Source organism: Paenarthrobacter sp. NPDC089307, assembly GCF_040685055.1.
Classification (GTDB): Bacteria; Actinomycetota; Actinomycetes; order Actinomycetales; family Micrococcaceae; genus Arthrobacter.
Map to the genome: position 1 here is coordinate 66,691 of NZ_JBFBHE010000005.1, position 23,771 is coordinate 90,461.

Consider the following 23,771-nt stretch of genomic DNA (forward strand, 5'->3'; position numbering starts at 1 on the left):
AGCGGCACGCCGAACTCGCAGAAGCTGATCGCAAACCAACCAAAGCAAGGAACGACGACGGCCCGTCACCTTTCCAACGAAAGGTGACGGGCCGTCGTCGTTCACTTAAGAACGCCGTTGTTCCTAAGAGGTCTAGCCCAGACGGGTCTTGAGCCCGTCCAGCTCGGACTGGAGTGCCTCCGGGAGCGATTCGCCGAAGTTCGCGAACCATTCCTCGATGGATGCCAGTTCGGTTGCCCACTCGTCGGCGTCGACGCGGACCGCGGCCTCGACCTCGGCCGGGGTCATGTCCAGGCCTTCAAGGTCGATGGATTCACCGGTCGGAACGAAGCCGATCGGAGTCTCCACTGCATCCGCTTTGCCTTCAAGGCGCTCGATGGCCCACTTGAGCACACGGGCGTTGTCTCCGAAGCCAGGCCAGGCGAAGCCGCCCTCAGCCGTGCGGCGGAACCAGTTGACCAGGAAGATCTTGGGCAGTCGGTCCGGGTTGGCCTTGGCGGACAGGTTTACCCAGTGGTTCAGGTAGTCACCGGCGTCGTAGCCGATGAACGGCAGCATGGCCATGGGGTCGCGGCGGACAACACCGACGGCACCGGCGGCAGCTGCCGTGGTTTCCGAGGACAGCGTGGATCCCATGAAGATACCGTTGGACCAGCTGCGGGCTTCGGTCACCAAGGGGATGGTGGTCTTGCGGCGGCCACCGAACAGGATGGCGGACAGCTCCACACCCTCCGGGCTGAAGTATTCCTCGGCCAGCATGTCGATCTGGTCGATCGGCGTGCAGAATCGGGAGTTGGGGTGTGCGGCCGGGGCGTCGGAGTCCGGGGTCCAGGACTCGCCGCGCCAGTCGGTCAGGTGTGCCGGAGTATCCTCCGTCATGCCTTCCCACCACACGCCGCCGTCGTCGGTCAGGGCGACGTTGGTGAAGATGCTGTTTCCCTTGGCGATGGCACGCATGGCGTTGGGGTTGGTGCCCCAGCCGGTGCCGGGCGCGACGCCGAACAGGCCGGCTTCGGGGTTCACGGCACGGAGTTCGCCTTCCTTGCCGAATCGCATCCAGGTGATGTCGTCGCCCAGTGTCTCGACCTTCCAGCCCTTGATGGTGGGGTCGAGCAGCGCCAGGTTGGTCTTGCCGCACGCAGACGGGAAGGCAGCTGAGACGTAGTAGGTTTTCTGCTCCGGGGAAGTCAGCTTGAGGATGAGCATGTGCTCGGCGAGCCAACCCTCATCACGGGCCATGACCGAAGCAATTCGCAGCGCGTAGCACTTCTTGCCGAGCAGGGCGTTGCCGCCGTAGCCGGAGCCGAAGGACCAGATGGAACGCTCTTCGGGGAAGTGGACGATCCACTTGTCCGGGTTGCAGGGCCAGGCGACGTCGGCCTGGCCGGCTTCCAGCGGGGCGCCCAGTGAGTGGAGGGCGGGTACGAAGAAGGCGTCCGTCTGGGTGATGCGGTCAAGGACGTCGGTACCGATGCGGGCCATGATGCGCATGGAGGCAACGACGTAGGCGGAGTCAGTGATCTCAACGCCGAACTTGGGGTCTTCTGCGTCAAGGTGGCCCATGACGAAGGGGATGACGTACATCGTGCGGCCGCGCATGGATCCGGCGAACAGGCCGCGCAGCTTCTGCTTCATCTCGGCCGGGGCCATCCAGTTGTTGGTGAAGCCTGCGTCGCGCTCGTTCTCGGAGCAGATGAAGGTCTGCTCTTCCACACGGGCAACGTCTGCGGGGTCCGAGAATGCCGCGAAGGAATTCGGGAACGTTTCCGGGTTGAGTCGCTTCAGCGTGCCGGCCTCGACGAGTTCGTCGGTGAGCTTCTTGTTTTCTGCTTCGCTGCCGTCAACCCAGTGGATGCGGTCCGGCTGGGTCAGCTCGGCAACTTCCTCAACCCAGGCCAGGAGGCGTGCATGCGTAGTAGGTGCCTTCTCAAGCAGCGGCAGTCGCGCCAGATCGCCCATTGCGGTTCCCTTCCTCGGGTTCAGTGGTGTGTCCTAAACGATAGGGGCCGCGGACCAGACCATTCCGTTGTCAGACATCGGACATCCACCTGCCCGAAAAGTAAAAACGCCTAGAAATCAAGGTTCTTGATCGTGAACTCGCTGATTTAAGTGACTAAGGTCACGTAGACCGGTCTAGTTGCGCAGATTACAGCTTCTCGATTTGGAACTTCACATGAACTTCTGTAAAGTTTATTGAGGTTCGAGGGGGTCAGAGAAACAGACCGCCGAGAATCACACGAAATGCGCCCATAGCTCAGCTGGATAGAGCGTCTGTCTACGGAACAGAAGGTCAGGGGTTCGAATCCCTTTGGGCGCACAGATGAAGACCCGCACCGGTTCGCCGGTGCGGGTCTTTTTTTTACCCGGACCCACCCAACTAGGTGCGGACGGCGCAAGGTGACCCGCACGCAGAAACGGCAAGGGCCGCCGTCGAACTTCTGTTGAAAGTACGACGGCGGCCCTTGCGTTATGCGCGTTACTCGCCAACGGCCTCGCTGATGCGGCGGCGGATGCCGTCGAAGTGCCGGTTGAGCAGCTCCGCGGCTGCCACCTTGTCTCCGGCGGCCACGGCTGCGTAAATGTCGCGATGGGCCGCGGCTGTCTTGACCAGGTCCTCGTTTCCGGCGCCGATCTCCACATGGATCTTCCGGTACACCTTCCAGAAGACGCCCATGAGGTTGATAAGGAGCTCGTTGTTGAGGGGTTCGAACAGGCGGCGGTGGAACTCGGCATCGGCGGCGACGAAGTTCTCTCCAGCCGCGGCCAGTTCTTCCATCTGCTTGACCGACTCCTCGATGGACGCCAATTGTTCGGGCGACATTACGTCCATGGAAGAACCGATAAGCCCGGACTCCAGGGCCTGGCGGACGTCAACCAACTGCAGCGCCTCCAGCCCCTGGTGCCGGAGTGAAAGCCTGCCGCGGAAGGTCAGGCCGTCGGCGAGCGCGTCAAAGTTGCTGGGTGCCACGAACATGCCGAAGCCGTGGCGGATTTCGATGACACCCAAGGCCTGAAGCACCTTCAGTGACTCACGGAGGGTGTTGCGCCCCACGCCCAAGGCGACCGATAGTTCACTTTCCGTGGGCAAGGGATCGCCGGCCTCGAGCTCACGCTCCAGGATCAATTCCATAATGTCCGACTGCAATGCACGCAGCCGGGCCTGTGCGCTGAACCGCGCCTGCGGGACCACACCGGAAGTTGTCATGGCTTCTCCTTGCCGATGCACCTGTCCCATGGATGTGAGGCGGTGCGGTGTTAATATTGAGGCGAGCTTAGCGCCCGCCGCAGGATGAGTTACTCGCAACATACAATATCGGATGTCCCACCTCCTTCATAGCTATCTATGGGGATTTCTTGGGACGGCCCGGAATTGCCCTTATGGACCGGCCGCAGCCGGCAAGCCGCAGGCGCGCGGAGTGCGCCACAGCCCCCAACATCTCACTTGACGTTCCGTTGTGACCGCCCTTACAGTTTCCATACGAGCATCGGACGTCCTACATCCGATAACCCACGAAACGCGAATGGTGAGGCACCCTATGAGCAAGACGATTCAAAGCCTGCCGCTGGTCAACGACGCCAGCCGCCGGAACTTCCTGAAGCTAAGCGGCGCAGTTGGTGCAGCAGCCGCCTTCACGGCAACACTCTCTGCGTGCGGCGGCGCTGCCAGCACCACTACGGGTAACGCGACCAACACCGCCGCGGTGAACAAGGACCTCACCATCGAGGCCGGCATTTCCTACGCACTGTCCACCGGCTTTGATCCCCTGAGCTCCTCGGGTGCCACCCCGATGGCAGCAAACCTGCACATCTTCGAAGGCCTCATCGAGCTTCACCCGGCTACTCGTCAGCCGTACAACGCCTTGGCCGCGGCCGATCCCAAGAAGATCAACGAGACCACCTACCAGGTGACCATCCGGGAAGGCGCCACGTTCCACAACGGCGCCCCCGTCACGGCCGAGGACGTTGCCTTCTCCTTCACCCGCGTTATGGACCCGGCAAACAAATCCCTGTTTTCCCAGTTCATCCCCTTCATCCAAGACGTGAAGCCGCTGGATGCCAAGACTGTCGAATTCACGCTCAAGTACGCGTTCCCCGGCTTCGGACCCCGCATCTCCGTTGTGAAGATCGTGCCGAAGGCCCTTGCTACCGATATGAAGACTTTCGATGCCAGCCCTGTCGGTTCAGGTCCCTACAAGCTCATCTCCGCGGTCAAGGACGACAAGATCGTCTTCGAGGCGTTCGCCGATTACAACGGCCCGAAGCAGGCGCTTGCCAAGGGCATGACCTGGTTGCTCCTTTCAGACGCAGCCGCTCGTGTCACCGCCGTCCAATCCGGCCGTGTCCAGGCCATCGAGGACGTTCCCTACCTCGACGTTGACGGCCTGAAATCCAAGGTCAAAGTGGAGTCCGTCCAATCGTTCGGCCTGTTGTTCCTCATGTTCAACTGTGCCAAGGCCCCGTTCAACAACAAGCTGGTACGCCAGGCCCTCCACTACGGCCTGGACAAGGAAGCCATCATCAAGAAGGCACTGTTCGGCAACGCCAAGGCTGCTACTTCCTACTTCCAGGAAGGCCACCCGGACTACGTCAAGGCCAAGAATGTCTACGGTTTTGACACGAACAAGGCCGCAGACTTGCTGAAGCAGGCCGGCGTGACGAACCTCGAGTTTGAACTGCTCACCACGGATACGGCCTGGGTCAAGGATGTGGCACCCCTGATCCTCGAATCCTGGAACAAGATCCCCGGGGTCAAGGTCACCGTCAAGAGCCTCCAGTCCGGCGCTTTGTACAGCGACCGCGTTGGCAAGGGCGATTACTCGGTGGTGGCAGCCCCCGGCGATCCCTCCGTCTTTGGCAATGACGCCGATCTGCTGCTGAGCTGGTTCTACTCCGGCGCCACCTGGATGGACAAGCGGGCCTTCTGGACCACTCCCGAGCGCGCCGCATTGCAGGAACTCATGGACAAGGGCTCCCAAGCCTCGGGCGCAGAGGCCAAGAAGATCGTCGGCCAAATCGTGGACATGGTCTCGGACGAAGTTCCCCTGTACCCCGTCTTCCACCGCCAGCTCCCCAGCGCCTGGGACGAGAAGAAGCTCAACGGTTTCCAGCCGCTGCCCACTACAGGCCTGTCCTTCATCGACGTCGGACGAACTGCCTAGTCGGTCCCCCACCGTTGCGAGGCCCGCACTGCAGGCTAAAAACCCGAAATACCCCGCAGAGCGGGCCCCGCAACCAGAAAGCAACCGGAGAATAAATTGGTCACGATATTGCGTCTGCTTGGCCGCAGGCTTGCAGCATTGCCATTGATGATCCTGGGCATCACGTTGCTCGTCTTCCTCGTCCTGCAGGCCGCTCCCGGCGACCAGGCAAGCTCCGCCCTCGGCGATGGCGCCAGCGAAGAAGCGAAACAGCAGTACCGCCAGGACAATGGCCTCAACGATCCCCTGGTCCTGCAGTACTTCCGTTTCCTCGGCAAGCTCCTGCAGTTCGACCTCGGCACCACCACCCCACCGGCCAAGTCGGTGGCGTCCATGATCGGCTCGGCGTTCCCCCTGACGTTGCAGCTCACATTCTTGGGCGTCCTCATCGCGATCGTGCTTTCGCTGGCGTTCGGCATCCTCGGCGCCTTGTACCGGGACAAGTGGCAGGACCAATTGGTCCGCGTCTTTTCCATCGCCGCGATCGCCACGCCGTCCTTCTGGCTCGGCATCCTCCTGATCCAGTGGTTCGCACTGGGCAGCAACCCGATGTTCCCCTCAGGCGGTATTGCGACGCCGGAGTCCGGCTTTGGCGGTTGGCTCAACTCGATGGCCCTCCCGGCCTTGGCACTTGGCATTCCCGTGTCCGCGTCGCTGATCCGCGTGGTCCGCACCTCCATGGTGGAAGAACTGGACTGCGACTACGTCCGCACCGCCATCGGCAACGGCGTTCCCTACCGCGAAGTGGTCTCCAAGAACGTTCTCCGCAATGCGCTCGTCACCCCGGTGACCGTGCTGGGACTCCGCGTTGGCTACTTGCTGGGTGGCGCCGTCGTGATTGAAATGATTTTCGCCCTGCCTGGCATGGGCCAGCTGATCCTCAACGGCATCACCAACCTGGACGTCAACCTGGTCCAGGGCGTGGTGCTCACCATCTCGGTCACCTTCGTTCTGGTGAACATCGTGGTGGACCTTCTCTACCTGCTCATCAACCCCCGAATCAGGACGGTATAGCTCATGCGCAGCAAGCTCGCTGAACGGCTAAGTGCCCCGGGCATTCGTTTCAAGGCCCTGCCCTGGGGCTCCCGCATCGCCCTGCTCTTCCTTATCATGATTGTGCTCGCGGCCATTCTCGCCCCGGTCCTTGCCCCGCACGATCCGCTGGAGACGTTCATCCCGGCCACTCCGCCGGGCGCCGAACACTTCTTGGGCACCGACCGCCTGGGCCGGGATATCTTCTCGCGCCTCCTGTTCGGCGCGCAGTCTTCGCTCCTGATCGGCCTCGGTGCAGTTGGCTTGGCCATTCTGGCCGGTGCACTCCTGGGCTCCTTCGCCGCGACGTCCAGCAAATCCGTGAACGAAATCATCATGCGGCTCATGGACATCCTCATGGCATTCCCCGGCATCGCGTTGGCCGCGGTGTTGCTGGCCGCTTTCGGTAACTCGGTCCCCACCATCATCATCGCGATCGCCATCATCTACACCCCGCAGCTGGCACGCGTTGTCCGTGCCAATGTCCTGGCCCAGTACGGCGAAGACTACGTCCGTGCAGAGCGCGTGATCGGTGCCGGCCGTTTCTACATCCTGGTCAAGCACATCGTCCGCAACACCGCCGCTCCCGTACTCGTGTTCGCCACTGTCATGGTGGCCGATGCGATCATCCTCGAAGCCTCGCTTTCCTTCCTCGGCGCCGGCGTGCAGGATCCCGCGCCCTCTTGGGGCAACGTCATTTCGTACGGCCGCAACCTCGTTCTCTCCGGCGGTTGGTGGGCCACCACCTTCGCCGGCTTGACCATCCTGCTGACCGTGCTTTCCCTCAACATCCTCGCCGAGGGCCTCACCGACGCAATGGTCAACCCGAAGCTCCGCCGCGCCACGGTTGTGAAGGACGACGACGGTTCCACCGCGGTTCTGGCTGTGGACACCGAGGTGGGAACCTCGGTCGCCCAGCCTTCGGTTGTGGAGGAACACGAGCTCGACGGCGTTCGCGCGGCTTCCGGTGGTGACGCCCCTTCGGAGCGTGGCCAGTCCGCCCTGCTCACCGACGTGCGTACCGCCGCCACCAACCCGAATCTCCTCCTGGACCAGGAGCTTGAACTCCTCGCCTCGATCGAAGCAAAGCGCACCGACCGTCTCCCGCAGGTCTCCCCTGGGGCCCGCAACGTCCTTGAGGTGAAGAACCTGTCCATCCGTTTCCCTGGCCGGTTCGGCGACATCGCGATCGTGGACAACGTGTCCTTCACCGTCCGCGAAGGCGAAACCATGGGCTTGGTGGGTGAGTCCGGATGCGGCAAGTCGATCACCTCGCTTGCTGTCATGGGGCTCCTGCCCAAGACCGCACAGGTGACAGGCTCCATCATCTTCGATGGCAAAGAACTGCTGGACCCAAAGACCCGGCACAGCAACGCCAAAGCCTACGAAGGGTTGCGCGGCAAGCAGATCGCCATGGTCTACCAGGACGCCCTCAGCTCGCTGAATCCGTCCATGAAAATCAAGGAACAGCTGGAGCAACTCACCAAGCGTGGGGGCCGCAAGACCCCGGCAGAGCTGTTGGAAATGGTGAAGCTGGATCCTGTCCGGACGCTCGCCAGCTACCCGCACGAGCTCTCGGGAGGGCAGCGCCAACGCGTGCTGATCGCGATGGCCCTGTCCCGGTCGCCAAAGATCGTTGTGGCCGATGAGCCCACCACGGCTTTGGATGTCACCGTCCAGAAGCAGGTGGTGGACCTCCTGAACGAACTCCGCGAGCAACTCGGCTTTGCCATGGTGTTCGTCAGCCACGACCTCGCGTTGGTTGCTTCCCTGGCCCACCGCATCACGGTGATGTACGCCGGCCAGGTGGTGGAATCCGCGCAGGCTTCCGAACTCCTGCAGAACCCGAAGCACGAGTACACCCGCGGCCTGCTCGGCGCGGTCCTCTCCATCGAAGCCGACGCGACCCGACTCCACCAGATCCCGGGCACCGTCCCGTCGCCTCGCGACTTCGCCACCGGGGACCGCTTTGCGGCCCGCTCCGTGCGGCCCGACGCCGATCCCCACCAAAAGCTGGTCCTCACAGCCGTCGCATCGGCGAGCGGTGACGATGCCGACCACTACTGGGCGAGCCACTTGAAGGAGGACGCGAAATGAGCACCAACCCTGTGATTGAGCTCAAGGACGTCAAGGTTTACCACCGCGCCCGGACCGGTGGATTGTTCCGGCCGAACATCGTCAAAGCCGTCGACGGCGTGGACTTCACCATCAACCGCGGCGAAACCGTGGGCATCGTTGGTGAGTCCGGCTGCGGCAAGTCCACCCTGGCGTCAGTGCTCGTGGGACTCCAGCCGCCGACGTCGGGCAGTGTCCTGTTCCACGGAAAGCCGGCCGTCAAGCGGAACGCGGCCATGCGAAAGCAGTTCGGCCGCTCTGTGTCCGTGGTCTTCCAGGATCCGGCAACGGCTTTGAACCCACGCATGACCATTCAGGACATCCTCACCGATCCGCTTCAGATCCACGGGATCGGCAACGCCTCGACGCGTGCGGCCAAGGTCAAGGAACTGTTGGCGCTGGTTGGCTTGCCGCACTCGGCGGCGGAAGTGACGCCGTCGCAGGTTTCCGGCGGCCAGCGCCAGCGCGTGGCGATTGCCCGCGCACTGGCCCTGGACCCGGACATCATCGTGGCGGACGAGCCGACGTCGGCCCTGGACGTTTCGGTGCGGGCACAGGTCCTGAACCTGTTGTCCGACCTGAAAACCCAGCTCAACCTGGGCATGGTCTTCATTTCCCACGATATCCAAACTGTCCGCTACGTCTCGGACCGGATCTGCGTCATGTACTTCGGCAAGATCGTCGAGCAAGGCACTGCCGCGCACGTCTTCGACAATCCGAGCAACGACTACACCAAGAAGCTGCTGGGCGCCGCGCCGAGCCTGCTCCACATCTAGTTTTCCCCTTCACCAGTTACCAACAACGGAGATTTCTGTGTCCACTCAATTCCAGGGCGTCATTCCCCCGGTCATCACCCCTCGCCACGCCAACGGCAGCATCGACACCGCGTCGTTGAAGAACGTCACCAAGCACCTGATCGACGGCGGTGTGTCCGGCCTTTTCGTCCTGGGCTCCTCCGGCGAAGTTCCCTACCTGACCAATGATGAGCGTGAGCTGGTGGTATCCACCATCGCCGACGCCAACGCTGGCGCGGTTCCGCTGATTGTGGGCGCCAACGAGCAGACCACCAACCGCGTGATCGAAGAAGCCCGAAAAGTGGTGGACCTGGGCGCTGACGCGATCGTGGTGACCTCCATGTACTACGCCATTGGCAATGCCGCGGAGACAGAGACGCATTTCCGCAGCATCCACGAAGCCATCGAGATACCGATCTTCGCCTACGACGTTCCCGTCCGTACCCACTTCAAGCTGCCCACCGACCTCCTGGTCCGGCTTGGGCGCGACGGCGTGATTGCCGGCGTCAAGGATTCCTCGGGTGACGACGTTTCCTTCCGCCAACTGCTTCTGGCGGCCAAGGATATTCCCAACTTCGACATCTTCACCGGCCACGAAGTGGTGGTGGACGGTGCCCTCCTTGGCGGGGCGCAGGGCGTTGTTCCGGGCCTTGGCAACGTTGATCCGGCCGGCTACCGCCGTCTGTTCGACGCTGCACAGGCGGGCGATTGGGCTCTCGCGGCAAGGGAGCAGGACCGCCTGGCCGACGTTTTTGAGATCGTCTACGCCCCCAACGGACGCGTCTCCGGCGGTGCGGCTGGGCTGGGAGCCTTCAAGACCGCGCTGCAGGTAATGGGCGTGATCGAGTCCAATACCATGAGCTTGCCGATGCTGTCCCTGAACTCCGATGAGACGGCCGCGATTCGCGAAATCCTGGAGCGGAACGGGCTGGTCTAAACCTCCATGACCGCTTCCACGAGCCACGTGATCGGCGTTGACCTCGGCGGCACCAAGACTGCCGCGGGGGTTGTGGCCCCTTCCGGTGAGGTGCTGATCTCGGAGACCGTTCCGACGTTGAACAGGGAAGGTGGCGAAGCGATCCTCGACGCCACCGCGTCGCTGATCGCACGCTTGCTGGAGCGCGCTGCCGACGCCGGAATTCCCGTTTCCGGCGTCGGTGTCGGCTCCGCTGGGGTCATCGATCCGGATGCCGGGACGGTAGTTTCCGCCACAGATGCCATTCGTGGCTGGGCCGGGACGGGTCTCGTTTCGGGGTTGTCCGCACGGCTTTCGATCCCCGCTGCAAGTATCCGGGCCGTCAACGATGTCCATGCACATGCCCTCGGGGAGGCATGGCTGGGCGCCGCCGCGGGAACGTCCAGCTCATTGATGGTGGCCTTCGGCACCGGAGTCGGTGGCAGCTTTGTGTTGGACGGCGTTCCTGTCCTGGGCCACCGCTTTGCTGGCGGGCACGTGGGGCACTTCGCTTCCCCGTTTGCTGCCTTTGAAGGCACTCCCCTGCCCTGCGTTTGCGGTTCTGCCGGGCATGTGGAGGCGGTCGCTTCCGGACCGGCGATTTACGAGTCATTTCTCCGCATTGGCGGTTCCGCTGCGGATGCATCGGACACGCGTGACGTGTTCGGTTTGGCTTCCAGCGCCGACGACGACGGCCCCGCCGCCGCAGCCGCGCGCGCCGCCGTCGAACTCGGGGCGCGCGCGGCCGGGCAAGCTGTAGGCGGCCTCATCAACATCCTGGACCCGGAAACCGTGGTGGTTTCCGGTGGCCTTGCCGATGCCGGCGAGCTGTGGTGGAAGCCCATGGAGGCGGCCGTGCAACAGGAGTTGCTTGCTCCGCAGGTTTCTGTGCCCGTCGTCCGGGCCACTCTTGGCAACACGGCTGCCATAGTTGGCGCCGCAAAACTCGTACTTGGTTAGGAAGATCCGTGATCCTTGGTCCCGATGGCTTGGAAGCCCTTCGTTCGCAACTCATCGTCTCTTGTCAGGCCTACCCCGGCGAGCCGATGCGTGATCCCCGGACAACCGGCCAGGTGGCTGCTTCGGCGGTGATCGGCGGGGCTGCGGCGGTCAGGGTGCAAGGGCTGGCCGACGTACAGTTCACCCGCGCCGCCGTCGAAGTCCCTGTTATTGGACTGTGGAAAGACGGGCACGATGGCGTCTTCATCACTCCCACGCTTCGGCACGCGCTGGCTGTGGCGAACGCGGGTGCGCATGTGGTGGCGATCGATGGAACGCGGCGGGCCCGGCCGGATGGGCTGTCCCTTGCGGAGACCGTCGCGGGGATCCATGCCGAATCCCATGCCCTGGTCATGGCCGATTGTGGTTCTTTGGACGACGCCGTTTCCGCGGTGGAGTCCGGGGCGGACCTGATCGGCACCACTTTGTCCGGCTACACCGGCGAGCGCCCGAAAACCGACGGGCCGGACCTGGAGCTGCTGACCTTGATAGCGGCCGCTGACTTGGGGAAGCCGTTGATCGCGGAGGGGCGTATCCACACCCCGGCCCAAGCCCGTCAGGCCCTGGACGCGGGCGCGTTCGCAGTGGTTGTCGGCACGGCCATAACCCACCCGGCATCCATCACGGGCTGGTTCAAGGGTGCGATGCAAGCCTAGCCCGGCGTTGCGGGGCCCGCTCTGCACCCCTAAACCCACACAAACCCTGCGGAGCGGGCCCCACAACCAAGGAGCGAGCGTTGCGGGGCCCGCTCGGCACCCCTAGACCCGCCCGAACCCTGCAGAGCAGGCCCCACAACCACGAGCAGGTTGTGGCAGGCCATTTTGAGATCACGATTCCACCATGCGGACACCAAGGCCCCTTGATCCATCCCGGGACACCCAACGACGTTCAGGCAGCAGTTGTAGGCTTTCCCCATGACTGCCGAGAACTCCCGCGAGTACGACGTTATAGTGATCGGCGCAGGCGCCGTCGGGGAAAACGTGGCGGACCGGGTGGTTCGCGGCGGCCTGACGGCAGTGATTGTCGAAAGCGAATTGGTAGGCGGTGAGTGCTCATATTGGGCCTGCATCCCATCCAAAGCACTCCTCCGTCCGGGCACCGTCCTCCATGCCGCCCAAGGGGTGCCCGGAGCCACGGAAGCGGTCACCGGAACCATTGACGCCGAAGCCGCACTGAAGCATCGGGATTGGTTCACCAACAACTGGCAGGACGGCAGCCAGGTTGAATGGTTGGACAGCGCCGGCATCGACCTCATCCGCGGACGGGGCAGGATTACGGGCCCCCGCGAGGTCCAGGTGGATGGGCTTGACGGCAATAGCTACGCACTCAAAGCACACCACGCGGTGGTCGTCGCCACCGGTTCAACACCCACCATCCCGGACATCGAAGGCCTGAAGGACGTGCCCTTCTGGACCACCCGGGGAGCCACCGCAGCGAAGGAGGTTCCCAAGCGCTTCGTGGTGCTCGGCGGTGGCGTGGCCGGCGTGGAGTTGGCCCAAGCTTTCGCCCGGCTGGGCTCCGATGTAACCCTGGTGGCACGGGGGCGGCTGTTGAGCAGCTACGCGGAGGAAGCAGCCAACCTGGTCCTTGCCGGGCTCCGCGCCGATGGAGTCGCCGTCCACCTCCACACGGACGTCCAGAAAGTGGAGAAGAACGACGACGGTTCCGTCACCGTAATCCTCGACGGCAAAACACTCAGCGCCGACCAACTCCTGGTCGCTTCGGGAAGGCATCCCGCCCTGGCCAACCTGGGCCTGGAAAACGTCGGAGTTGAAGCACCAAACGGCAAACCCCTCCGGCTGACAACCGATCCAAGCGGACTCGTAGAAGGCGCAGCCAGCGATGGCACCAGCGGCTTCTGGCTCTACGCGGCCGGAGACGCCGCCGGCAAAGTGCTCCTCACCCATCAGGGCAAGTACGAGGCCAGGGCTACAGGCGATGCCATCGTTGCCAGGGCCAAGGGTGAGCTCAGTGGAAGCCCCGAGCCATGGAGCCCTTGGGCTCATACCGCGAATGAGCATGCCGTCCCCAGCGTGGTCTTCACGGACCCGGAGGTCGCATCCGTGGGCCCGAGCCTTGAGCAGGCACTCCTCCAAGGCAAGAACGTCACAGGGGTTGAACTTCCCATCAACGTCAGCGGCTCCCAGCTGCACTCCCCGGACTACAAGGGGTGGGCACAGATCGTGGTGGATGAGGACCGGAAGGTAATACTGGGCGCGACGTTTGCGGGCCCCGGCGTTGCCGAGCTCCTCCATTCGGCAACTATCGCCGTCGTCGGCGAGGTTCCCTTGGACCGGCTCTGGCATGCAGTTCCGTCCTACCCGACCATCAGCGAGGTGTGGCTTCGGCTCATGGAGAAGTACGGCCTCTAAGTTTTCTATTTGAACTGACCAGTCAGTTCAGTTAGACTTTCGGCAGACAACAGTTCTGCGAAAGGCTTCATTGTGCTGTCCGTACAGCAACTCCAGATCAACGGCCGCCGGGACGATCTCCTCCCGGCCACGTCGCTCCAAGTTCACCGCGGCGAACTCCTGCTGGTCGCCGGAGAAGGCCAGGACCAGCGGACTTCCCTGGCTTTGGCCCTGAGCGGCCGCATGAAGCCGAGTCACGGCGTCCTCAGCTGGGACAACACCACCAAGACCAAGAAGATCCGGCTCGCCAGCGCCCTGGTTGATTCCCCCGGCGTCAACGAGCCCGAGCAACACCTCAGCGTCCGCGACCTCGTCACCGAAGACCTCTCGCTCATTCCACGACGCTACCGTGGCGCACTGCTGAGCAAGCCGTGGCTGAAGGTCAACAGCTTCGAGGACATCGCGGGCCTCTGGATCGAACAGCTTCCCGCCGGCCGCCGCCTTGAGTTGCTGACGGCCCTGGCCCTGGCCGACCCTGCCACGGACCTTCTGGTGGTCGACTCCCCCGACCGCCACAGCGCGGACCCCGGAACCTGGTTGCCCCGACTCCAGGAATTGGCGCTCGACGCCGGGCGGCCGCTTGCCGTCGTCGCCGTCGTTGGCGCCCTCCCGGACAACTGGACCGGCCCGGCAGCGGTGATCGGCAACTCCGTCAGGCATCCCCCTGAACCGGAAGCGGAGCCCGCACCCGCCCGCAACACTCCGGCCGCCGTCGTCGAGCCTGAAGCGAAAGCCGCAGAGCCCAAAGCCAAACACTCTGCCGCTGCGGCGCCGGACATGGCCGAAGAACCCGAAACCGAAAACCTCCAAAGGACTGCAAAGTGACTGTTCTGCGGCTAGCCCGCTCCGAACTCAAGCGCATGACCGGCGGGCTCCTGCCCAAGCTGACCATCCTCGCCTTGACCATGGTTCCGTTGTTGTACGGCGCCGTGTACCTCTACGCGAACTGGGATCCGTACGGCAACCTGAACCAGATCGACGCCGCCTTGGTGGTGGAGGACACGGGTGCCACCTCCAAGGACGGCACCCAGCTGCAGGCCGGCAAGAAGGTGGCCGACAGCCTGGAGGAAGGCCACGTCTTCAATTGGAAGCAAGTCTCCAGCGCAGAGGAGGCCGATGCCGGCGTCCGGACGGGCGAGTACGCGTTCGCCCTGCGCATTCCCAAGGATTTCTCGTCGAACCTGGTCTCCCCCGGCAGTTTCGACGCCGCCAACCAGGCCATGCTTCACGTCACCACCAATGACGCCAACAACTACCTCTTGAGCACCATCGTGGACAAGCTCACTACGGCTGTGCACTCCACGGTGGCCAAGGAAGTGGGCGAAGAAACCGCCAACCAGCTCCTTACCGGCTTCGGCACCATCCATGCGTCCATCGTGAAGGCGGCGGACGGCGCATCGGAGCTGGCCACCGGAGTCGGAAAGCTGAGCGACGGAGCCGCAACCCTCCACACCGGCACCACCCAATTGGTCACCGGCGCCGACCAGCTGGTGGCCGGGCAAACCCAGTTGCGCGATGGCGCTGTCCAGTTGAACACCGGAGCCAGCCAGCTGAGTTCGGGCCTTAACGAGCTGAAGAACAAGACGGCGACCCTCCCGGCCGATTCGCAGAAACTCGCGGACGGCGCGGCCCAGGTGGCAGCCGGAAACGCTGACCTGAACGCAAAGGTCCAGGAAGTCGTGGGGCAGTTGGACGCGGCGGACAAAGGCCTGCGGAGCCGAGTAGTCGAGTCCAACTCGCGGCTCGTCACGGCGGGCGTTTTGACTCAGGAGCAGGCCGACAAGGTCCTGGCAGACTTTGATGCTGCTGCAGCATCGAGCCCGGTCACCGACGCCAAGGCCAAAATCTCCGGTGATGCTGCCAAGATCCAGCAGCTCTCGGATGGTTCGGCTGCCGTGAGTGCCGGCGCCCAAAAGCTCGCGGGCGCAACACCAACCCTGACCGACGCCATCTCCCAGGCAGCCGCCGGGGCAGGGCAGCTGAGTTCCGGTGCAGCCACCTTGGCCGCCGGCCAGCAGACGGCCCTGGACGGCGCAGTAAAGCTCGACGACGGCGCCCGCCAACTGGACGACGGCGCCGGACAACTTGCCAGCGGCGCAGTGACTGCATCCGACGGCTCACACACGCTGGCAACCGAGCTCGCCAAGGGCGCGGGAGAGATCCCCAACCCCAACGATGAGCAGAAGAACAGCGTCTCCAAGGTGATCGCGGATCCCGTTGCAGTGAACAACGTCTCCCAAGCGAAGGCCGGGTCCTACGGCGCCGGGCTGGCACCGTTCTTCCTGACCCTGGCCCTCTGGATCGGCGTGTTCATGCTGGTCCAGGCCATGCGGCCCATCACCCAGCGGGCCCTGGCCTCGAACGCCCCGGCCTGGAAAATCGCCGTCGGAGGCTGGTTGCCGTTCTTCGTCGTCTCGGTGCTGCAGGCCACCATACTCACCGTCGTGGTTGATCTGGGTCTCGGCCTGAATCCGGCCCACCCGATTGGCATGTGGCTGTTCATGCTTGCCGCAGTGATGGCGTTCAGTGCCATCATCCAGGGCATCGTGGCGCTGATGGGCACGCCCGGCAAGTTCGTGGTGCTGATCCTGCTGGTCCTGCAACTCGTGTCTTCGGGCGGCACGTTCCCGTGGCAGACCACCCCCATGCCGTTGCATGTGGTGCACGAGGTCCTGCCCATGGGCTACGTCGTCACCGGCATGCGGCACCTGATCTATGGCGGCGAGCTCAGCATGATCTGGCCGACGGTGCTGGGCCTGCTTGGATACACTTTGCTGGGAGCGGCGCTGTCAACGCTGGCCGTCCGCAAACACAAGATGTGGACCCTCAAAACCCTGAAGCCGGAGATCGCAGTATGAGCACCACGGAGCCGGCCCCCGGCACAGGCGAAAAGAAGCTGCGCCCCGGCCGGACCAATGCCACCAAACAGCGTCTGTTCGAGGCGTCCATGGAGCTCATCGGCGAACGTGGTGCCGCCGGGGTGACCGTGGACGAAATCGCGGCGGCCGCCGGCGTGTCCAAGGGAACGGTCTACTACAACTTCGGCAGCAAGTCCGACCTGATCGCGCAGCTTCTGCGGCATGGGGTGGACATCATGCTGGTCAGGCTCCAGGACGTGCAGGGGCAGAGCAACGATCCGCTGGAATCCATGAAGGACATGGTGCGTCAGGCCATGGAATTCATGGACGACTACCCCTCCTTTGCCCGCCTCTGGGTCAGCGAAAACTGGCGGACACCTGGCGAATGGAGTGCGGTTTTCGCCGAACTCCGCGGTGAACTTCTCGCCGTGATCGGTTCCGCCGTGGAGCGCGTGGCCGCCGGCTACAAGGTGGACCAGAACATAGTCCGCGGCAGCCTGGAAGCTGCGATCTTCGGAGCAATTTTCGTGGTGGGCCTGGACCGGCAGACCTACAACCCGGAACGTACCCGCGAGCAGAGCGTGGCCGCGGTGATGACCATTATGCACGGATACGTGATCAAGTAGCGTCGCCCTGCGCGTTGTGGGGCCTGCTCAGCGGGGTATGTTGCGTTCTTAGCGTGCAGAGCAGGCCCCGCAATGGTATGCAACTGCAATGTACGACGGCGTGGCGCGGCGACTTGGTCGGCGATGATTAACCTCATGCGTCACATGGGGAACAGCGGGAAACTGGCGGTGGTAGCTGCCTTCGTGTCACTGGCGCTGTTGGTAATTGCCGCCGTCGTGCTCGAGGAACTTGTTTTGTACCTGTTCCTGGGCAGCGTACTGCTCTGCTATTTGGCTTCCCTGGTTCAGCTTTTCAACCGGCGTCGCTACCTTGTGATCCTGCTCGGTGCAGCGGGAACCAGCCTGTTCATCGGCTGCAGCATAGCCTTTCTGCGAATGTGGGGCATCGCGTTCAACCAGGACGCCAATGCCTTGGGCAGCGCAGTGAGCACCAAGGATTCGGACATCTACTTCTATCTGGCCGCCGCGGCAGGAGTGGGCACGCTCGCCGTGATGTTCCTCGGAGCCGTGGTGCCGTCCTTTGGTTCCCGACAAGCTGCTCCGGCCAAGCGCCCGGCACAAGCAATCAAACGTGCCCCGTCCCAGCGGAAGCCTTCCCCGCGCCCGTCCACCGCTGCCAGGAACACAGCAACTGCTGCCAAGCGTCCGGCCACCGTCGCCAAGAGTGGAGCCAAGGCACCCGCTCCAAAGCGACCAACCACTCCCCGTACGCCGACGACGCAACCCAGGCGGCCGGCGTCGAGCGTTCCGACCCAACGCAAGCCGGCCCCCAAGCGCTGATTCCCCGCGTTGCGAGGCCTGCTTTGCAGGCTATTTCGGCTCCGAGACATGCAGAGCGGGCCTGGCAACGGGAGTGTCCGGGCGCTTTCGCGAGGCACCCAGAACCGCCGTCGCCACACCGAGGAGCAGGATCAGCCCACCCATGACCTCGGCCGGAGCAGGGATTTCGTTCAGGACCAGCCACGCCGCTGTCATTCCCACCACCGGGACCAGGAGCGTGAAAGGCACGACGTCGGAACCCGGGTACAGCGACAACAGCCGGTTCCAGATGCCGTAACCAATCAACGAGGCGAACACCGCTGTGTAGACCGCGCTCAGGATGGTAGCCGGCTGCAGGTCGGTCAGCGTTGCCCACACCGTATGCGGGCCGTCCACCAACAACGACAATCCCGCCAACGGTAACGGCACCACCGCACCGGACCACACCACCAGGCCCAGCCCGGACGCCGCCTTGGAGTGCCGCGCCACCACGTTGCCCACCGCCCAGGACAGCGCCGCCGCAAGCACGATCATGAGCGGAAGCACGGGTGCCACGGCACTTCGACCCAGTGCCACCACCGCCAAGCCCGCGATGCCAAGAACCACGCCCAGCAACTGCCGCCGGCTTGGCTTTTCACCAAGGAACCGGGCCGCGAGCAGCACCGTGAACAGCACCTGCGCCTGCAGCACCAAGGACGCCAGGCCTGCCGGCATTCCCAGGGCCATGCCGAGATAAAGCAGGCCAAATTGCCCGGCGCTCATGAAGAGCCCGACGCCGATGATCGGCTTCCAGCCGACGTCGGGCTTGCGGATGAAGAAGATGAACGGAAAGACGACCAGCAGGAAGCGCATGGCCACGAAGAGCAGGGGCGGGACGTCCCTGCCGTTCGTGTGCAGTCCAAGGTCGATGGCAACGAAGTTGATGCCCCAGAGGACGGCAACCAGCACGGCAAGGCAAGAGTGGCGAAGGTTCACAAGTACACTCTGACCCGATTTTTTATGAAGCACCAGCATTGAATTCAGTATGAAACCAAGTAGATTTGCTTCATGATCGACATCTCCGCATTGAGGGCACTGGTCGCCGTGGAACAGCACGGATCCGTGGTGGCCGCATCCGACGTCATGGGTTACAGCCCCTCCGCGGTCTCCCAGCAGATCAAGAAGCTGGAGAAGCAGACAGGCGTGGCCGTTCTGGAGCGAAACGGCCGCGGGGTGCTGCTGACAGAGCGGGGGTTGGCGCTGGCAGGTTACGGCCGCCGGATCATGGGCGAACTGGAGGAACTCCAGGCAACACTCCTGGCCGACCCTGCCAAGCCCTCCGGACTGCTGCGTTTGGTGGCGTTCTCCACAGCGTGCCGCGGTTTGGTAGGGCCAGCCCTCGGCCGCATGGCTGCCGAGCGCTCCGCCTTGGACATCACGGTCCTTGCAGAGGATCCCCGAGAAGCCGTCCAGCGCGTAGCCTCGGGCGAGGCCGAACTGGCAGTGGTACACAACTGGAACTCGGTGCCGCTGGTGATCCCAGGGAACCTGGTGCTCGAGGACCTGTGCATCGACCAAGCCGACGTCCTCGTCAACAGCAGCCACGCGCTTGCGGCGCGTACCGCCGTCGAGCGTGAAGACCTGCTGGACGAAACCTGGATCAGCACCCCGGCTGGAGCCATTTGCAACGAGGCTCTGTTGCAGATCTTCGCGGGGCTGGGCCGGGTCCCCGACATCCGCGTATACGATCCCGACTTTTCCACGCATATCGCCATGGTTGAACAAGGGGTGGCGATCGCGCTGGTCCCCCGGTTGGGGAGGCCGGCACTCCCGCCCGGAGTGGTGGCCATTCCTGTGGTCAAGCCCATCCAGCAGCGGTCCGTGGGGATCGTGTACCGGAAGACCATGACGGCCAGCCCCAATATCCGGCATGTTGTGGGATTGCTTAGGAAAGTGGCGGCAAACGCCTTGGAGGAGTGACGCCGCGCCTAGTGCCGGGGCACTGCGAAGTGCGTCAGCCGCGCATCCTGCCCGTCGAGCTCAGCCCAGGACTTTTCGGTTTCCAAGACCGTCAGTGCGCTGGTGGGGTATCGCGTTGCGGCATCCATGTAGGCATCGTGATCGGAATCGCGTGAGGCCAGGTGCATGGCGAGATCCTGCACGCCGGGCATGTGGGAGATGACCATGAGCGTTGTCACGGTGTCCGGCACGTGGTTGATGACCGTCAGCATACGGTTGGCTGAGGCGGAGTAGAGGCCGTCCTCAAGCTTGGGCGTGGGTGCCTTGTCGCCCAGCTCATCGCACACCCAGGTGCAGGTCTGGCGTGTCCTCAGGGCCGAGGAACACAGGATAAAGTCCGGCACCACTTTGTGTTTCAGCAACCATTTCCCGGCAAGCGGAGCCTCCCGGTGCCCTCGCTCTTCGAGCGGACGCTCATGATCCGGCACACCGACAGGCCAATCAGCCTTGGCATGCCGCATGATCACGAGTCGCTTGATGTGGTGGTCGCTCATGAACCAACCCTATAGCCGCGAAGGCACATGCCCACTGGCCGGACAAGGCAAAAGGCGGCACATCCCGACTGCGCCTGGTGCACGAGGAACGAGTGCAGGCGCAGAGGGACGTGCCGCCTTTCGGCAGTTCAGGGTCAGATGGAGTATTCCGGAGCAGCCCAGACAATGACCTCGGGGTGCTCGTAGAAGCGGTAGCCCTGGCCGCGGACGGTACGCACAGTGTTGGCCAGGCGGCCCAGCTTGGAGCGAAGGCGGCGGATGTGGACGTCGATGGTGCGCTCGTTCGGCACCTCTTCGGCGTTGCGCCACAGACCCTCAAGCAGTTCGTCGCGGCCCACGGTGCGCGTGCCGTTCTCGACGAGGTAGTTGAGGAGCTCGAATTCCTTGAACGTCAGGTTCAGCGACTCGCCATCCAGGTGTACTTCGCGTCGCGCAAGGTCGATCAGTACGCCGGACGGGCGGGCTTCCTGCTGCGGTGCCGGACGTGCGGCTTCTGTCCGCTGGCGGGAGGCCACGGTGGGGTCACCGAAGGTGGAACGTACGACGTCGAGGGCGGACCCGGGTGCCCCGGCGGGGGCGACGGCGACGGCCGCGTAGCTCTCGGCGCCAGTCACGAGGGACTGTGCGTAGGCCCGGATTTCCTGGGCAAGCTTGGCAATGGAGGTTCCAGCCGCAGCTGCGGTTTCTTCGTCGATACCCATGTAGAGCACGAAGCCGCGGGCCACGTTGTCGTTGGCGACGGGGCGGAGCCTGTCCGACTGCGCAACGACAGGGGTGGGTGCAGTCATCGGCGCCGGCTCGGTGGAGGGGACTGCACGCAGCTGGCCATAGGAGTTGGGGTTGTAGCCCTGCGGCACATAACCGGGAGCCTGCTGGCTCGCGCTTTGCGGAGCGGGGGCGTAGCCGGGGCGGTTGCCGAAGCCGGGACGGAGCCCTGCGTTCGAGGCTGCCTTGTTGGCGTTACGGACGGAGATGTGGACGTATCCAGATGCAACTGACATGGAGTGCTTACCTCAAAAGTGAATAGCCGTCATCGCGGCTTCGAATGCTGAATGTCCCCGCAATGAGTTTGGGGAGGGGCGCCCAACGCTGGGCTAGGGGGCGAATGCCTGAAACTTCTTGGGGTGGAAAGTTAGGCTTGCATTCGACAACAGCGGTCATCATGGCCAGCGGGTGTGCTGGGCCAGGTTGCTGCGGCTGCAGGTGCTGTTGAGTTCTTGTTCACATTGGAAGTGTGCAACGTAACAATGGCAACACGCAAGTAACAAAGCGTCGAACCGTCCACATTTTGAGACGTAGAGGTCTATTGTGCCGCAAATCACAATTCCGTCGGGTCCCAAAATGAATGCCTGTTCGTTCGACGCAGAGAAGAAATATTGGCATTCCAGTGAACTTTCTTCGGCGGATCGGGCATCATTCGCACCTTCGCGTTCGGGAACGGGGATGCTGCGGAATCTCACGATCTGAAACATATGCTGTCCAATCGCAGGCGGAGCCCGGCTCAATTTTTTCCCTCGCAATCTGCTAAAAGCGGCACGAACTACCTACGACGACGTCCCTGAACCCTGGCTGGAAGACGAACCCTGGCTGGAGGTTGTGGTGGTCAGGCGGATTGAGGTTGCCGTGTAGGAATCGCCTGCCTTCGTGGCCGTGACACGGATAGTCGCCCCTGCCTTTACGTCGGCCAAAGTCAGGGTGCCGGTGTTGCCGCCCCGCTGACGGACGCCTTGCGCCACGGTGGTGTCGTTGTTGAGGGCATAGGTCCGGGTGAAGCCGTCCTCGCTCTTGACCGTCAAGGACGTCGAAGAAACGTCGCTGACCGTGCCGAGTTGATCTGCCATGGTCACGTATTCCTCGTTCCGGAGCACCACATATTCGGAATGGATGGCAGCGTTGAGCCCGCCAGCCATGCCAAAGCCATCAGGGGCCATGCCGCCCATCTGGCCGGGCCCCATCTGGCCTGTTCCGCCTTGTCCTGCTCCTCCCCCAGGAATGTTTTGGCCCTGCTGGGCACCGAACCCACCGGCACCGCCTTGGCCCGGTGCTGTGTTCGCCGCACTGGCAGAGCTCGCGCTACCCATGGCATAAAAGCCACCCGCCGTTCCGGCTGCAACCACCACCGCGATCCCTGCGACCATCAGCGTGCGCTTGGTTCCCCGGCGGTTGCCTGCGCCTGTCTTCAGCGCGGATGTATTGCTGGTTCCCCATCCTTGAGTGCCCGACGACGGCGCGCCCCACCCTTCGGTGCTCGACATCGGCGCACCCCACCCCGCGGCCGGCTGGCTCGTTGCTGACAGGTGGGCAGGCGTTGCCTGACCGGGCGAAACCGGCGCGGCCGCGGCCCCGCCGTCGAGCTTTGCAGGTTGGTTCGCACCGGCCAGGCTGTTGCGGCCCTGGTTTGCGTCGTCGGGGTGCGCGGGCTGGTTTTGCTGAATCATGGTGTTCTCCAGGTGTTTGGTTGTCCTTGTACGCACCAGAGTTGAACCCGTTGCTGTGCGGAGGCTGTGCTGCGGAAATGGTCGGCCTGTGACATAGGAACTGCGGCGACCTCGGAGCTGCGGCGACCTGGGAGCTGCGGCCCGGCGTCGAGGGCCTTGTGCCTTCAGCACCCACTTTGCCGACGCCAAACCCGCAAAGTAACCCAAAAAGGGGTGCTCCCAAGGCCCAGCAGCTCCAAAGAGGGCGGGAAGGCACGCACGCGGGACTCCTACCTCGCTAGTGTTGACTTCACAGCGTCCTCACAGGACCGGCAAAGCGTCGGCAAACCAGCAGAACGGAGAGTTGTCCCATGGCCTCCCCGCACTCCATGACGAACAACCTTCCCCAGCTCTCCCACCCGGACGGCTCCCCCATCCGCGCCCTGGTGGTGGATGACGAACCCAGCCTTGCCGAACTCATGAGCATGGGCCTCCGGATGGCGGGGTGGTCGGTGGCTGTCGCCGGGGAGGGTCCCGCAGCCGTGAAGCTCGCAAAAGAGTTCCGCCCTGATGTCCTGGTACTCGATGTCATGCTGCCGGGATTCGACGGCGTGGAGGTCCTGAACCGCATCCGCGCCTTCGCCCCCAAAGTTCCAGCACTTTTCCTCACTGCCAAGGACGCCGTGCAGGACCGCATTGTTGGCCTGGCTGCCGGCGGCGACGATTACGTCACCAAACCCTTCAGCATGGAGGAGGTACTCCTCCGCCTCCACCGGCTGGTGCAGCGCTCCGGCGTGGCCGCCATGGACACCGCCGAACTGGTGGTGGGTGACCTGACCCTGAACGTGGACACCCGGGAAGTGACAAGGGCTGGAGAGGACATCACCCTCACCGCCACCCAGTTCGAACTCCTGCGCTACCTCATGGAAAACCCCAAACGAGTAGTCAGCAAGGCCCAGATCCTGGACCGCGTGTGGGACTACGACTTCGGCGGACAAGCCAACATCGTGGAGCTGTACATCTCCTACCTCCGCAAGAAGATCGAGTCCAACCACCCACCTATGATCCACACCGTCCGCGGTGCCGGATACGTCATCAAACCTGCGGACTAAGCG

At 63.6% G+C, this 23,771-nt stretch carries 20 protein-coding genes and 1 tRNA gene; 15 read left to right on the plus strand and 6 right to left on the minus strand.

The window, feature by feature from the left end:
* Nucleotides 1-132 precede the first annotated feature (132 nt).
* On the minus strand, nt 133-1,959 hold the full coding sequence (locus AB0N72_RS13165) for a phosphoenolpyruvate carboxykinase (GTP) (RefSeq protein ID WP_363930824.1): 1,827 nt from the start codon (nt 1,957-1,959) through the stop codon (nt 133-135).
* Between the two features lie 284 nt (nt 1,960-2,243).
* Here AB0N72_RS13165 and AB0N72_RS13170 point away from each other — a divergent pair.
* Nucleotides 2,244-2,317, plus strand: a tRNA-Arg gene (locus tag AB0N72_RS13170).
* A gap of 159 nt (nt 2,318-2,476) precedes the next feature.
* Here AB0N72_RS13170 and AB0N72_RS13175 read toward each other — a convergent pair.
* Complete coding sequence (locus tag AB0N72_RS13175) at nt 2,477-3,205, minus strand: FadR/GntR family transcriptional regulator (RefSeq protein ID WP_363930825.1); 729 nt, start codon at nt 3,203-3,205, stop codon at nt 2,477-2,479.
* Between the two features lie 316 nt (nt 3,206-3,521).
* Here AB0N72_RS13175 and AB0N72_RS13180 point away from each other — a divergent pair, with 316 nt between their 5' ends.
* From AB0N72_RS13180 to AB0N72_RS13235, 12 genes are all read left to right on the plus strand, one after another.
* Complete coding sequence (locus AB0N72_RS13180; protein ID WP_363930826.1) at nt 3,522-5,159, plus strand: ABC transporter substrate-binding protein; 1,638 nt, start codon at nt 3,522-3,524, stop codon at nt 5,157-5,159.
* Nucleotides 5,160-5,255: 96 nt separating this feature from the next.
* Entirely contained in the window at nt 5,256-6,212 is a 957-nt protein-coding gene (locus tag AB0N72_RS13185; RefSeq protein WP_363930827.1) for an ABC transporter permease, read from the plus strand.
* A 3-nt stretch (nt 6,213-6,215) separates the two neighbouring features.
* Nucleotides 6,216-8,327, plus strand: coding sequence for a dipeptide/oligopeptide/nickel ABC transporter permease/ATP-binding protein (locus tag AB0N72_RS13190; RefSeq protein ID WP_363930828.1), 2,112 nt, complete (start codon nt 6,216-6,218; stop codon nt 8,325-8,327).
* Nucleotides 8,324-9,121, plus strand: a complete 798-nt coding sequence (locus AB0N72_RS13195) for an ATP-binding cassette domain-containing protein (RefSeq protein ID WP_363930829.1) — start codon at nt 8,324-8,326, stop codon at nt 9,119-9,121. The genes AB0N72_RS13190 and AB0N72_RS13195 overlap by 4 nt, the downstream gene beginning before the upstream one ends.
* A gap of 37 nt (nt 9,122-9,158) precedes the next feature.
* Nucleotides 9,159-10,076, plus strand: coding sequence for a dihydrodipicolinate synthase family protein (locus AB0N72_RS13200; RefSeq protein ID WP_363930830.1), 918 nt, complete (start codon nt 9,159-9,161; stop codon nt 10,074-10,076).
* Between the two features lie 6 nt (nt 10,077-10,082).
* Entirely contained in the window at nt 10,083-11,054 is a 972-nt protein-coding gene (locus tag AB0N72_RS13205; protein ID WP_363930831.1) for an ROK family protein, read from the plus strand.
* 8 nt (nt 11,055-11,062) lie between these two features.
* Nucleotides 11,063-11,749 carry an N-acetylmannosamine-6-phosphate 2-epimerase gene (locus AB0N72_RS13210; protein WP_363930832.1) on the plus strand — a complete coding sequence of 229 codons (687 nt, stop codon included), beginning with the start codon at nt 11,063-11,065 and terminating at the stop codon, nt 11,747-11,749.
* 258 nt (nt 11,750-12,007) lie between these two features.
* Nucleotides 12,008-13,465, plus strand: coding sequence for an NAD(P)/FAD-dependent oxidoreductase (locus AB0N72_RS13215; RefSeq protein WP_363930833.1), 1,458 nt, complete (start codon nt 12,008-12,010; stop codon nt 13,463-13,465).
* A 72-nt stretch (nt 13,466-13,537) separates the two neighbouring features.
* A complete protein-coding gene (locus AB0N72_RS13220; protein ID WP_363930834.1) occupies nt 13,538-14,329 on the plus strand; it encodes an ABC transporter ATP-binding protein in 792 nt (263 codons plus the stop codon).
* Nucleotides 14,326-16,362 (plus strand): YhgE/Pip domain-containing protein, encoded by a 2,037-nt coding sequence (locus AB0N72_RS13225; RefSeq protein WP_363930835.1) that lies wholly within the window; start codon nt 14,326-14,328, stop codon nt 16,360-16,362. The genes AB0N72_RS13220 and AB0N72_RS13225 overlap by 4 nt, the downstream gene beginning before the upstream one ends.
* Nucleotides 16,359-16,988: a TetR/AcrR family transcriptional regulator gene (locus AB0N72_RS13230; protein WP_363930836.1), complete on the plus strand. Its 630-nt coding sequence runs from the start codon at nt 16,359-16,361 to the stop codon at nt 16,986-16,988. The genes AB0N72_RS13225 and AB0N72_RS13230 overlap by 4 nt, the downstream gene beginning before the upstream one ends.
* 144 nt (nt 16,989-17,132) lie before the next feature.
* On the plus strand, nt 17,133-17,768 hold the full coding sequence (locus AB0N72_RS13235) for a hypothetical protein (protein WP_364081296.1): 636 nt from the start codon (nt 17,133-17,135) through the stop codon (nt 17,766-17,768).
* Nucleotides 17,769-17,798: 30 nt separating this feature from the next.
* Here the strand turns inward: AB0N72_RS13235 and AB0N72_RS13240 are convergent, their stop codons facing one another.
* The gene (locus AB0N72_RS13240) at nt 17,799-18,722 is read right to left on the minus strand and encodes an EamA family transporter (RefSeq protein WP_363930838.1); all 924 of its coding nucleotides are present in this window, start codon (nt 18,720-18,722) and stop codon (nt 17,799-17,801) included.
* Between the two features lie 72 nt (nt 18,723-18,794).
* On the opposite strand from AB0N72_RS13240, the gene AB0N72_RS13245 reads away from it, so the two are divergent.
* The gene (locus AB0N72_RS13245) at nt 18,795-19,706 is read left to right on the plus strand and encodes a LysR family transcriptional regulator (RefSeq protein ID WP_363930839.1); all 912 of its coding nucleotides are present in this window, start codon (nt 18,795-18,797) and stop codon (nt 19,704-19,706) included.
* 8 nt (nt 19,707-19,714) lie between these two features.
* Here the strand turns inward: AB0N72_RS13245 and AB0N72_RS13250 are convergent, their stop codons facing one another.
* The 3 genes from AB0N72_RS13250 to AB0N72_RS13260 all read right to left on the minus strand — a co-directional run bounded on the left by AB0N72_RS13250 (nt 19,715) and on the right by AB0N72_RS13260 (nt 22,677).
* The gene (locus AB0N72_RS13250) at nt 19,715-20,239 is read right to left on the minus strand and encodes a histidine phosphatase family protein (protein WP_363930840.1); all 525 of its coding nucleotides are present in this window, start codon (nt 20,237-20,239) and stop codon (nt 19,715-19,717) included.
* Nucleotides 20,240-20,373: 134 nt separating this feature from the next.
* Nucleotides 20,374-21,240 (minus strand): winged helix-turn-helix domain-containing protein, encoded by an 867-nt coding sequence (locus tag AB0N72_RS13255; RefSeq protein ID WP_363930841.1) that lies wholly within the window; start codon nt 21,238-21,240, stop codon nt 20,374-20,376.
* Nucleotides 21,241-21,783: 543 nt separating this feature from the next.
* Nucleotides 21,784-22,677 carry a hypothetical protein gene (locus tag AB0N72_RS13260; protein WP_363930842.1) on the minus strand — a complete coding sequence of 298 codons (894 nt, stop codon included), beginning with the start codon at nt 22,675-22,677 and terminating at the stop codon, nt 21,784-21,786.
* 350 nt (nt 22,678-23,027) lie between these two features.
* Here AB0N72_RS13260 and AB0N72_RS13265 point away from each other — a divergent pair, with 350 nt between their 5' ends.
* Nucleotides 23,028-23,768, plus strand: coding sequence for a response regulator transcription factor (locus AB0N72_RS13265; RefSeq protein WP_363930843.1), 741 nt, complete (start codon nt 23,028-23,030; stop codon nt 23,766-23,768).
* Nucleotides 23,769-23,771: the final 3 nt, after the last annotated feature.